The 11,959-nt window shown below is 72.5% G+C and carries 11 protein-coding genes; 1 reads left to right on the top strand and 10 read right to left on the bottom strand.

Going from position 1 to position 11,959, the window contains the following annotated elements; genetic code table 11:
* Window positions 1-41: 41 nt before the first annotated feature.
* The 10 genes from ACFY1J_RS16025 to ACFY1J_RS15980 form a co-directional block, all read right to left on the bottom strand.
* Window positions 42-1,070: a polyprenyl synthetase family protein gene (locus ACFY1J_RS16025; RefSeq protein WP_390705654.1), complete on the bottom strand. Its 1,029-nt coding sequence runs from the start codon at window positions 1,068-1,070 to the stop codon at window positions 42-44.
* A gap of 331 nt (window positions 1,071-1,401) precedes the next feature.
* Window positions 1,402-4,023: an ATP-binding protein gene (locus ACFY1J_RS16020; protein WP_390731367.1), complete on the bottom strand. Its 2,622-nt coding sequence runs from the start codon at window positions 4,021-4,023 to the stop codon at window positions 1,402-1,404.
* 356 nt (window positions 4,024-4,379) lie between these two features.
* Complete coding sequence (locus ACFY1J_RS16015) at window positions 4,380-5,087, bottom strand: GntR family transcriptional regulator (protein ID WP_390705656.1); 708 nt, start codon at window positions 5,085-5,087, stop codon at window positions 4,380-4,382.
* A gap of 65 nt (window positions 5,088-5,152) precedes the next feature.
* Entirely contained in the window at window positions 5,153-6,154 is a 1,002-nt protein-coding gene (locus ACFY1J_RS16010; RefSeq protein ID WP_390705657.1) for a proline racemase family protein, read from the bottom strand.
* 15 nt (window positions 6,155-6,169) lie between these two features.
* Window positions 6,170-7,066: a dihydrodipicolinate synthase family protein gene (locus ACFY1J_RS16005; RefSeq protein ID WP_390731366.1), complete on the bottom strand. Its 897-nt coding sequence runs from the start codon at window positions 7,064-7,066 to the stop codon at window positions 6,170-6,172.
* A gap of 58 nt (window positions 7,067-7,124) precedes the next feature.
* Window positions 7,125-8,528 carry an NAD(P)/FAD-dependent oxidoreductase gene (locus ACFY1J_RS16000; protein ID WP_390731365.1) on the bottom strand — a complete coding sequence of 468 codons (1,404 nt, stop codon included), beginning with the start codon at window positions 8,526-8,528 and terminating at the stop codon, window positions 7,125-7,127.
* Entirely contained in the window at window positions 8,521-8,850 is a 330-nt protein-coding gene (locus ACFY1J_RS15995) for a (2Fe-2S)-binding protein (RefSeq protein ID WP_390705660.1), read from the bottom strand. The genes ACFY1J_RS16000 and ACFY1J_RS15995 overlap by 8 nt, the downstream gene beginning before the upstream one ends.
* Window positions 8,847-10,007, bottom strand: coding sequence for an NAD(P)/FAD-dependent oxidoreductase (locus ACFY1J_RS15990; RefSeq protein ID WP_390731364.1), 1,161 nt, complete (start codon window positions 10,005-10,007; stop codon window positions 8,847-8,849). Before ACFY1J_RS15990 ends, ACFY1J_RS15995 begins: the two co-directional genes overlap by 4 nt.
* Window positions 10,008-10,060: 53 nt before the next feature.
* Window positions 10,061-10,867, bottom strand: coding sequence for a hypothetical protein (locus ACFY1J_RS15985; RefSeq protein WP_390705662.1), 807 nt, complete (start codon window positions 10,865-10,867; stop codon window positions 10,061-10,063).
* A 104-nt stretch (window positions 10,868-10,971) separates the two neighbouring features.
* Complete coding sequence (locus ACFY1J_RS15980; RefSeq protein ID WP_390705663.1) at window positions 10,972-11,328, bottom strand: hypothetical protein; 357 nt, start codon at window positions 11,326-11,328, stop codon at window positions 10,972-10,974.
* A gap of 106 nt (window positions 11,329-11,434) precedes the next feature.
* Between ACFY1J_RS15980 and ACFY1J_RS15975 the strand changes: the two genes are divergently transcribed.
* Window positions 11,435-11,875 carry a GNAT family N-acetyltransferase gene (locus ACFY1J_RS15975; protein ID WP_390731363.1) on the top strand — a complete coding sequence of 147 codons (441 nt, stop codon included), beginning with the start codon at window positions 11,435-11,437 and terminating at the stop codon, window positions 11,873-11,875.
* Window positions 11,876-11,959: the final 84 nt, after the last annotated feature.

Genomic DNA, 11,959 nt, shown 5'->3' with positions numbered 1-11,959 from the left:
TTCATGGCGGGCGAGCGATGACCACACGTGCGCCGAGGCGCTCAGGAACTGCGTGCGGAGACTGCGTGAGCCAGCCGGCGCAGGGCCGTGATGGCATGCGGGGGTAACGGCGCGCCGTGGAGCGCGCTCAGGGCCCTGCGCCGTCTGCCGCTGATCATCTGTTCCACCGTGGCGCGGGCGCCGGTGGAGACCAGAACGCCGCGGATCGCGTCGGCCCCTTCCGTATCGAGGTCCGAGCGGCCCACGAGCGAGCGCAGCACGCTCAGTTGCGCGTGATCGGCCCGTGCGATGCCGAGCGCCATCAGCGCGGTGTACTTGCCCTCGCGAAGGTCGTCGTCGACGGGTTTTCCGGTCTCCCCGGGATCGCCGAAGACACCGAGGAGGTCGTCTCGCAGCTGGAAGGCCTCGCCGATGGGGAGGGCATAGGCGGTCAGCGCGTCCAGGAGCGGCTGACCGGCGCCCGCGAGCGCGGCACCGATGTGCAGAGGGCGCTCGACGGTGTATTTGGCGGTCTTGAAGCGGCAGATCGTCAGCGCGTGGTCGATGTCGCCGCTCGGCCGTCCGGTGGCCAGCAGATCCAGGCACTGGCCGAGCATGACCTCGTTGCGCATCGTGTCGAGCAGCGGGCGAGCCGCTCGTATCTGTGCGGGCGAGAGCCCTGCCGTGTGGAACAGCTCGTCCGACCACGCAAGAGCGAGATCGCCGAGCAATACGGCGGCGTGGATGCCACGCCGTTCCGCGTGTCCGGGAGTGCGCCGGTCCCGGTGGCATTCGGCCAGGAGCCGGTGCAGAGCCGGCCGTCCCCGACGGGCGTCGCTGTCGTCCATGACATCGTCATGAATGAGAGCGAAGGCGTGGAACAACTCCAAGGACGCGGCGGCCTTCACCACCGGTCCCGGATCCCACGCGCCGCCCGCGGCATACCAGCCGCACAGGCACATCACCGGCCGGATGAGCTTGCCGCCCGAAGAAAGGAAACCGCGGAGCATTTCCTTGGGTTCGAGCGACGGGGAGGACTGCGCCGTGAGACATTTGCCGTCGAGGAAATCGGCCAGGGCGGAGCCTGCCATGAGCCGGATCTGCGCAAGGTCCGGCGCCGAGTGATCGAGAGTTACGGCCCGATCCTCCGTATCCGTCGCCGCTCGCATGGCCCCCCCAGGGATGCGCCCGTCACAGCGGAGCTCCGGAGAGGGCTGCCGCCACCTGCGTCAACCGTCCTGGAACGCGAAAGACCTTGGTCCTCCGGGGCTCACGTGGAGCCTTCACGGGGCGGCCGTCGGTGAAACGTGCAATGTGCCCCATGTACCCCATGGCTCACGATCTGGCGCGCAGGGGGGCGCACTTCAGGTTCAGACGCGCCCCATGAGATTCCATGCGCCCTCGGCGGTCGTCGTTCGGCGCCTAAGCCAAGCGGCGGGGCCTCAGTCCCGCGGCGATCAGTTCGTCACGCGCGAGGGTCACCATGGGATCGGCACCGCACCGAGTGGCGAGATCGACCCCCTGGTACAGCGGCTCGGCGGCCTGTGAGACCCGGCCGGCCCGGCGCAGTGCCGTGCCCAACTCGACCAGGGCACAGGCGAGCTCGTACGCCGAGGGCGATCGCTCCAGTTCCGTGACCGCGCGCTGCAGCAGGGTGATGGCCTGGGGCCCGTCACTGATCCGTGCCATGACGCGCAGCGCATGCCCGGTGGTGGAGGCAGCGCCGAAGCGCTCGGCCCGCTGTACCGCTTTGTGCGCCAGATTCCGGGCCCGCCCGACATCCGTGCCGTAGGAGGCGAGGGCGAGGCGCAGCAGCCATGGGTACAGCCCCGGATTGCGCATCCCGTGTCCGTCCAGCCGCTCTCCCACCCGGGTCAGTTCCGCCGCCGCTTCCTTCGTCAGTCCCCGGGCCAGCAGCAACTCGGCATGGACGGTCTGGGCGTCGGGAAACGTCACGGCAGACGGGAACGGCTCACCGAGACCGTGATCCGCCGCCATCCTCTCCGCCGCGTCGACCTGGCCCCGGGCGAGCAGGATTTCGATCAGGCTTCCGATCGCGTACCAGTGCACGGGCACGTCGGGGCTCACCCGGTCGGCCAGTCGCAGTCCCGCCCTGACGAAATCCTCCGCGTCGGTGAGCCGGCCGCAGCGGAACCGGATGTAGCCGAGGAAGGTGTAGCCGAGTGCCAGGGGAGTGCCACGCCACCCCTGGCGCTCGAACTCCTCGATGCCGCGGGCGAACAGCTCTTCGGCCCGGTCGGGACGGTCGCAGTACAGGAAGGTGAGCGCCACCAGTGCCGGAACCTCGAACCCCCACCGCTCGTCGGTCCAGCTCATCCGGTTGCTCATCGCCTGCTCGGCGTACTTCAGGGCCGTCGACATCGATTCGCCGCGCACCACGGCGTCCCATCCGCGCAGCCCGAACAGATACCGCTCGGTCTCCTCGCGCCCGGTCAGCCGCTCGGTGAGCTGGGCGAGCCGGCGTGACAGCGCCGGGCCGTCGTGGTCCTCGGAGGTGAAGGCCGCCAGCATGAAGTGCTCGGTCAGCAGCCGCAGCCGACCCCGTGCGTCCGCGGTCGTGCGGGCTTCCTCCTCCATGACGCCCATCGCCTCGGCCAGCCGGTCGCAGTACGCCAGCGCCCGCGCGAGCCGGATCACGATGGCCTGACGCAGCTCGGGCGGCAGGTCGGGCTCGTCCAGCGCCGCCCGCAGATGGTTGACCGCGGTCACCGGGTCGTGTGTCAGCGCCGGCGAACCGAGCTCGTGCAGGATGGCGGCCCGCAGCTCCGCGACCGGAGTTTCGCGCAACGCCCTGCTCAGACAGCGGTGGGCGGCCTCGGGAGCCCCCCGGCGCACATACTCGCGGGCCGCGTCGTGCAGCCGCCGGGCCACCGCGTCGTCGCCTTCGGGCTGAGTCTCCAGCAGATGCCGCGCCGCCACCGCCGGACCCAGGCCCGCGTCGATGAGTTCCCACGCCGCTTTGCCGTGCATGGCCGCCCGGGTCCCGCCGGGAATCGCCCGGTACACCGCCGTGGCAATGAGCGGATGCGCGAACTCCAGCCGCTCACCGGGTTTGAGGATGTGCTCGGCCCGCAGCAGGTCCGCCGCCTGCGCGACATTGGCCGGGCCCAGTGCCGCCAGGGACGCCGCCAGATCAGGGGTCGCCTCCGAACCGAGAATGGCCACCGCCCAGGCCAGGCGGGTGGCGGACGTGCCCAGTTGTTCGAGCCGGTCCACCAGGCCGCCGCCCATGGTGGTGGCGGCCGCCAGGTCGCGCAGCAGCCGGACGTTCTTCTGGACGGGATCGACCTCCCGTTCGCGGATCCTGGCGGCCAGCTCCACCGTTTCGAAGGGATTGCCGCCGGTGACCCGCCACGCCTCCTGGCAGAATCCGTCGTCGACGTCCTTGACGAGCGCCTCCCGCAGCAGCGAGGAGACCGCCGCGGGCGTCAACGGCTCCAGGTCCAGCGGCTGCACCCGGTTCCGCTCCATCATGCCGGTGAACGCCTTGGCGCCCTCGGTCGGTTCCTCCGGCCGGTAGGCCACCACCATCAGCGTCGGCAGATCCTCGGCCTGCCGGGTGAAGGAGGTCAGCCACATCAGGGACTCCAGATCCACCCAGTGCGCATCATCGACGATCATGACCAACGGTCCGCGTCGCAGCGCCACGTTGGTGACCAGCCAGTCCAGGCCGTCCCGCACACCCTGCGGATCGGGTGCGGCTCCTTCCCCCGCGGGGCACAGGCCGATACAGGGCCCGATGATCGCGTACCAGTCGCCCAGCAGCTCGCGCCGCTCACTGTCGGAGTACGAGGCCATCAGCGGCTGGAACAGCTGCCGCACCACGTGGAAGGCCACGCCCTGTTCCAGCTCGCCGCCCTTGGCGGACAGCACCCGGCACTCGCGCTCCGCGGCGAGCCTGCGCACCTCGTCCAGCAGGGTCGTTTTGCCCGCGCCCGCGGCGCCCGTGAAGGCCAGCACACCGTCCCGGCGGGTCACGGGGGTGGTCGCGCCGGTCTGCGAACGGCTGTTCAGAGCGTCCAACGACGTCTGCGCGACGGTCAGTTCGACGTCTCGTTCCAGAGTGCTCGGGGCGACGGCGATATTCCGACGGCGTCGCTCGCCGGCTCCCGCTCGCGCCCCGCGTTGCTGTGTCTCGGTCCGACCCACCAGCACTCGTCCCCCTCGCGGCATGGCGCCCTCCGTCGCGCGCCGGGAATCCCACCTTGACACAGCGTATCCACCGATCAACGCTCGGCGAGCGGCCAACGTTCACATACACCGCGTGCGAGTGAGTGGGGCTACACTGTCGCTTCCTCGCCCGTTTGTGAACGGTGAGCGCGTACTTCGGGTTACGGAGATCCGCGGGGAGCCTCGTCCTCGGGCGGGCGCGGGTCCGCTCAGCTCGGTTCCCGATCGGCCCGGGCGGCCCACAGACCCCGTACATGCCCCAGATGGCGGGTCATGATCTCGCGCACGGCGCGCTCGTCGCGGTCCAGCAACGCGTCCAGGAGCTCCAGGTGTTCCTCGGCGGAGGCCAGCAGACGGCCCGCCTCCACCAGCGCGGTGAGTCCGTAGAGGCGGGAGCGCCCCCGCAGGTCGGCGACCACCTCGACGAGATGGGCGTTGCCGGCCAGGGCGAGCAGCCCCAGGTGGAAGCGGGTGTCCGCCTCGACGTACGCGATGAGGTCGCCCGCGGCCGCCGCGGTCACGATCTCCCGGGCGGCCGGGCGCAGCGCCTCCAGGGAGACCCGGTCGGCCGTCCTGGCCAGCTCCACCACGGTGGGGATCTCGATGAGCGAGCGGATGTGCGTGTACTCGTCGAGCTGCCTGTCGGAGACGGCGGTGACCCGGAAACCCTTGTTGGGGACCGTGTCGACCAGTCCCTCCTTGGCCAGGTCCAGCATCGCCTCGCGCACCGGCGTCGCCGAGACACCGAAGCGGGCGGCCAGCGAGGGGGCCGAGTAGACCTCGCCGGGCCGCAGCTCGCCGGCGATCAGCGCGGCCCGCAGGGCCTCGGCGACCCGCTCGCGGTAACTGCTCCGACGGCCGCCCAGGCGGGGGAGTTCGGGTGCGGCAGACGGGGCGCTGCTGCGCTGGGCGGTCATCGGGTGTCTCCTCGAACGGGTGGTGCCATGTCACGTGTTGCCAGTATGGGGGGCCAGGACCTGTCCTAGAGCACGAAGCCCTCCGGGAAGGGGTCGGCCGGATCGAGCAGATACTGGGCCGTGCCCGTGATCCAGGCGCGGCCGGTGAAGCTCGGCAGCACGGCCGGGATCCCGGCGACCTCGGTCTCGCCCAGCAGCCGTCCGGTGAACCGTGTGCCGATGAAGGACTCGTTCACGAACTCGGTGTGCAGGGGCAGTTCGCCGCGCGCATGCAGTTGTGCCATGCGCGCGCTGGTGCCCGTACCGCAGGGCGAGCGGTCGAACCAGCCGGGGTGGATGGCCATCGCATGCCGCGAGTGACGGGCGGTGGCGCCGGGCGCGTACAGATGGACGTGATGGCAGCCGCGGATGGAGGGGTCCTCGGGATGGACCGGCTCGTCCTCGGCGTTGACGGCGTCCATCAGGGCCAGCCCCGCCCTCAGGATGTCGTCCTTGCGGGCGCGGTCGAAGGGCAGGCCGAACTCCTCCAGCGGCAGGATCGCGTAGAAGTTCCCGCCGTACGCCAGGTCGTACGTCACCGTCCGCCCGTCGGCGAGCACGGCCTTGCGGTCCAGGCCGGCACAGAACGACGGCACGTTCCTGAGCGTGACGTTCCTGGCGGCGCCGTCCTCGACCGCGACCTCGGCGACGACGAGCCCGGCCGGGGTGTCGAGGCGGATGGTGGTGACCGGCTCGACGACCTCCACCATGCCGGTCTCCACCAGCACGGTCGCCACGCCGATGGTGCCGTGCCCGCACATCGGCAGATAGCCGGAGACCTCGATGTAGACGACGCCCCAGTCGCAGTCGGGGCGGGTCGGCGGCTGCAGGATCGCACCGCTCATCGCCGAGTGCCCGCGCGGCTCGTTCATCAGCAACTGCTTGATGTGATCGCGGTGTTCACGGAAGTACAGCCGCCGCTCGTTCATCGTCGCACCGGGGATGGTGCCGATCCCGCCGGTGATCACGCGGGTGGGCATGCCCTCGGTGTGCGAGTCGACGGCGTGCAGGACGAGTTTGCTGCGCACTTTCGAGCCTCCTTGTCAGCCGAGCCCCGCGGCGAGAGCCTTGCCGGTCGCCGCACGGACGGCGGCCTCCTGCTCGGGCAGCAGCGGGACCCGTGGCGGGCGCACCGGGCCGCCGTGCCGTCCGGCGATGTCCATGGACAGCTTGATGGCCTGGACGAACTCGACCCGCGAGTCCCAGCGCAGCAGCGGATGCAGCTGCCGGTACAGGGGAAGCGCGGCGGCGAGATCCCCCGAAACCGCGGATCGGTACAACTCGGCGCAGGCGGCGGGCAGCGCGTTCGGGTAACCGGCCACCCAGCCCTTGGCGCCCGCCACGGCCAGTTCCAGCAGTACGTCGTCGGCGCCGATCAACAGATCGAGTTCCGGGGCGAGTTCGGCGAGCCGGTAGGCGCGGCGGACGTCGCCCGAGAACTCCTTGACGCCATGGATGTGGCCCTCGCCGTGCAGCCTCGCGAGCAGCTCGGGGACGAGGTCGACCTTGGTGTCGATCGGGTTGTTGTACGCCACCACCGGCAGGCCCGCCTTCGCGACCTCGGCGTAGTGGGCGAGCAAGGACCGCTCGTCCGCACGGTAGGCGTTGGGCGGCAGCAGCATCACCGACGCGCAGCCCGCCTCGCCCGCCTGCTCGGCCCAGCGGCGGGCCTCGGCGGAGCCGTAGGCGGCGACGCCCGGCATCACCCGCGCGCCGCCGATCGTGGCCACGGCCGTCTCCACGACCCTGGCGCGCTCCTCGGGGGTGAGCACCTGGTACTCGCCGAGCGAGCCGTTGGGTACGACGCCGTCGCAGCCGTTCTCCAGCAGCCAGGCGCAGTGCTCGGCGTACGCGTCGTAGTCGACGGTGAGGTCGTCGCGCAGGGGCAGCGCGGTGGCGACCAGGACGCCGCGCCAGGGGCGGTTCTCCGGGAGGGTCATGAGTGGTCCCCAATCCGATGGTGTGTGACATAGTACTGATGCCGGACAGCCGCCGGCGTCAGTCCGACTGTTCCTCGTCCTGCCCGGCGAGCACCCCCAGGGGCACCGGCCGGGCGAGCGGTCGCCGCGCCGGGGTGAGCGGGCACCCGGTGAGCCCGGCGACCGCCGGCCCGCACATCCGGCCCTGGCACCAGCCCATCCCGGCCCGGGTGAGCAGCTTCACGGTGCGCAGATCGCCCGCGCCGAGACCGGACACGGAGGTCCGGATCTCCCCGGCGGTGACCTCCTCGCAGCGGCACACGACCGTGTCGTCCGTGATCCGCTCCGCCCACCCCGCGGGTGGCTCGTACCCGACTTCGAGCGCCGCGAAGAACGCGCGCAGCCGGGTCCGGGCGCGGTCCGCGGCGGCCCAGGCGCGCGGGTCGGGCCGACTCCCGTGGAGACGGGCGGCGATGGAACGGCCCGCGATGTGACCCTCGGCCAGGGCGAGCGTCGCCCCGCCGATCCCGGTCGCCTCCCCGGCCGCCCAGACGCCCGGCACATCGGTGCGCTGTTCGTCGTCCACCCGGACGTCCGTGCCGGAGAGCCGGCAGCCCAGTGTCTCGGCCAGGTCGGTGTGCGGCAGCATGCCGTGCCCGACGGCGAGAGTGTCGCAGCGGATACGGCGCCCGCCGCCGGGCACGGTCCGCCCCCGGGCGTCGAGCGGCGCGACGGTCACCGCTTCCAGGCGGTCCGTGCCGTGCGCCTCGACCACGGTGTGGCGGACGAGGGTGCGCACCCGGTGACGCAGCAGCCGGGCCGCGTACCAGGCGCCCTCCGCGAGCTTGCCGGGCTGCGCGGCCAGGGCGGACGGCCGGCGCAGGAGTGCCCCGGGATCAGCGGACTCGACGAGCGCGGCCACGCGCGCGCCCGCCGCCGCGAGCCCCGTCGCCACCGGCAGCAGCAACGGCCCGGTCCCGGCGACCACGGCGGTGCGTCCCGGCAGCACCAACCCGCCCTTGAGCATGGCCTGCGCCCCGCCCGCGGTGACGACCCCGGGCAGGGTCCAGCCCGGGAAGGGCAGCACCCTCTCGTAACCGCCGGTGGCGAGCAGGACGGCGTCGGCGCACACCGCGACACCCTCCTCCTGGGCGGGACCCCGCAGCGCGTGCACGGTGAACCCGTCCGCCCCCGACTCCCGCCCCATGCACCACACATGGTGGTCCGTCAGGTGACGGAGGTGTCCGGCCGCGATGTGGTGCTCCAGCCCGGCACGCAGTCGCTCCCAGGTCCGCCAGTTGTGATGGAGGGCCTGCGGGCGGCGCGCGCCGAACGCGGCCGCGGGCTGCCGGTAGAACTGCCCGCCCGCCTCCTCGGCGGCGTCGACGAGGGTGACGTGCACCCCGCGCGCGGCCGCCGCCAGCGACGCGGCGAGCCCGGCCGGACCTGCTCCGATCACGGCGAGGCGCGGTCGCTCAGCCATCGTGATCCGTTCCTTCCCGGATACGGCCGTCGTGGCCGGTCCCTTCCTGTGTGCGGATCGTGTCGCCCGGCCGTACCGGAACCAGGCAGGCCCGCTGGTTGGGGCGGCCGTTGACCGTCACCAGGCAGTCGAAGCACACCCCGATCCCGCAGAAGACCCCGCGCGCCCTGCCCTCGTGCCGTGTGGTGCGCCACGTGGTCACGCCCGCCGCCCACAGCGCGGCGGCGACCGTCTGGCCGGGCAGCGCCTCGATCGTTCGGCCGTCGAACGTCACCGTGAACGCCGGACCCGGTCGCGCCCCGGCCAACTCAAGCGGATTCATGCGGTGTTCACCTCGTCTCGCCCGAAGCGCTCCGGCCTGAACGGCGTGAGGTCCAGCTCCGCCGCCGTGCCGCTCAGCACCTGGGCGATCAAGTGCCCGGTGCCGGTGGCGAGTCCGATGCCCGCGCCCTCGTGCCCGCAGGCGTGGAACAGTCCCGGCACCCGGGGGTCGGGGCCGATGGCGGGCAGATGGTCGGGCAGGTACGGCCGGAAACCCGCGTACGTGCGCATCGCGCGCACCCGGGCCAGGAACGGGAACAGCCGGATCGCGCCGGCCGCCAGTGCGCGTACGGCGGGCAGGGAGAACGACCGGTCGAAGCCGACCCGTTCGCGGCTCGCGCCGATCAGGACCGGCCCGGCGGCCGTGCCCTCGACGACCGGTGAGGTCTGCAGCGCGGCCGAGTCGCTGGCGACGTCCGCCACGTAGTCCGCCGCGTACACCTTGTGCCGGACCAGCCGGGGCAGCGGCTCGGTGACCAGGACGAAGCCGCGCCGGGGGAGTACCGGCAGGTGCACGCCCGCCAGACCGGCCAGCTCACCGCCCCAGGTTCCCGCGGCGTTCACCACGGCCGGCGCGTGGATCTCGCCGTGGTCCGTGCGGACCCCGCGCACCGCGCCGTCCGGCGTGCGCGGCAGCGCGGTCACCCTCCGGCCGGTGAGGAGGCGGGCGCCCGAGGCGCGCAGCAGGTGGGCGGCGGCCAGCGCCGGCATCACCTGGGCGTCCTGCGGATAGTGCACACCCCCCGCGAGGCCGGGTGCCAGCTGGGGTTCGAGCAGGTGGAGCCGGTCGGCGCCCACCGCCTCCGCCCTGACTCCCGCCGCCCGCTGCCCGTCCGCGAACCTCTCCAGGGCCAAGAGGCTTTCGGGTGTTTCGGCGACCACGACGCCGCCCTTGGCTTCGTATTCGATCGCCTCGCCCGTCTCCTGCGCCAGCTCGGCCCACAACCGGCCGGACAGCAGGGCGAGTTCGAGCTCCGGCCCGGGCTCCTTGTCGGAGACGAGCAGATTGCCCTCACCGGCGCCGGTCGTGCCTCCGGCGACAGGACCGCGGTCCACCACCGTCACGTCGAGACCGGCCCGGGCGGCGTACAACGCGCAGGCCGCGCCCACCATCCCGGCTCCGACCACCACGACATCGCAGGTCAGTCGCTTCCCCACGCCAGTACTATGTCACATATCGCTGCGTCTGGGGAGGGTCGCGCCAGGGAGCGTCAGTCGAACTGGCTCGGGTTCGCGGTCGGGGTCTTCCCGGCGAGGACGTCCTGCAGCCGCAGGGCGCCCGCCTCCACGGACGACACGGTGCTCGGGTGATCGGCGCCCGACGGACCGCCGTTGGTGAGGCTGGCCCCGGAGGCGCCGACCCGGAGCGCGGCGACGTCCTGGGTGAGTGTGACCGGCTGCCCGTCCGCGGTGCCCTGCACCGTCACCGTCAGCCCCTGTCTGGCGTCGCCGGCCTTGGGCAGCGGGAGTTCGACGACCTGGACCGTCCGCTTGCTGCCGTCGGAGGCGGTCGCGGTGAACTGGGCGCACTTCTGCGGAAGGCTCCCCAGCCAGTCCAGGGTCTTGTCCACCGACTCCCTGCCGTAGTCGCCGACCTGGTAGAGCAGCCGGTAGTCCACCGCGGTGAAACCGGTGAGTGCCGACGCGCCGACCGCCCGTCCCAGCAACGTGTCGGAGTACATGCTGTCGAGGAGCTTCTGGCAGTCGGCGGCACTGGACTTCCCGCTGAGGAACTGGGCGACGTCGACCTTGCCGACGAGCAGTTGGTTGCGCCAGGTCGCCGCGTTGTCGACCTGTGTCCAGTCGCCCTCGATATCGGCCTCGGTGATCAGCGCGGCCTTCGCCCCCGGCCCGGTCAGGGCGGCCGTGGCGGACGGCGACGGGGGCCGCTGGGCCGCGGGCGAGGCGGGCGCGGCCTGCGGGGAACCGCCGTCCTCCGAGCAGGAGACCGTGGCCAGGAGCGACCCTGCGGCCAGGGCCGAGGCGAGAACACGTGCGGGACGGTACGGACGCTTCATCGCGGCGGGCCTCCTGTGGAACGCGGTACGTCCTTCCACGCCACCACCGCTCCCGGCGGCCGACCAGCGCACCGGGCCGTTCGGGTGAAGCGCTCCGCGGGTGCTCAGGCGGAGCCCTTTCCCTTGCCTGGCCGGCCCGGACGGCGATGGCGCAGGTGGAAGCGGTGCCTGTGCCGGTGCCGGTCGTCCCCCCGCGATCCGGCGCGGCCGGCGAGTTCGGGCGTGGTGACCTGGACGTTCCGCCCGCGGCAGAGGGGGCAGACCGCGTCGGCGAGCGGCGACCGTACGGGCCGGCCCGCCTCGTCGACGTACTCCAGTGTGTCCAGCGAGGTCGGGTCGGTGAAGAACACCACCTGGAAGACGGCCTGCCACACGTATCGGCAGTCCCGGCACGCGAACACGAACGTCTCGGGCACGGCCCCCGGCACCGCACCGGCCCCGGGGCGTGGATCGTCCGCCATGGGATCCGGCTCCTTCCGCACACATCGGCCCGCTTCCAGCGCACCGCGCCGCCTCGCGTACGGCAACTCGAACCCCGTGGGCCGCGGGCCTGACATGATCGGCACCATGGCCCCGCGCATCGTCCCCGCCGACGTCACGGACATCCAGCAGGTCCTCGCGGACCACTCCCGCTACTGGGGCGGGCGCGATCTGCGCGGGCTGCACCTGCTGGCGCTGGTGCACGAGTTCGGGTCCACCTGTCTGGTCGCGCGCGACGAGGACGGCATCCGCGGATACCTCATCGGCTTCGTCACCCCGGACCGCACCGGATACGTGCACCTGGTCGCCACCCGCGACGACGCCCGCGGCACCGGTCTCGGCCGCGCCCTGTACGGAGCCTTCACCGACGCGGCCCGCCGGCAGGGTGCCGTCCGTCTGAAGGCGATCACGACGGTCGGCAACGAGGGCTCGGTCGCCTTCCACCGCGGTCTCGGCTTCGACGTACGGGTGGAGGAGGAGTACAACGGGCCCGGCCGGCCCCGGGTCGTCTTCAGCCGGACCCTGTAGGCGGGCGCCCGCGAAGCGCCGTGCGGCCGAGGACGTCCCCCTCCCCCGAAGGTGACGTCCTCGACCGCTCCCCCGGCGCCGGAC

Source organism: Streptomyces sp. NPDC001406, assembly GCF_042895285.1.
GTDB lineage: Bacteria > Actinomycetota > Actinomycetes > Streptomycetales > Streptomycetaceae > Streptomyces.
This window is presented reverse-complemented; position numbering and strand designations above follow the sequence as displayed.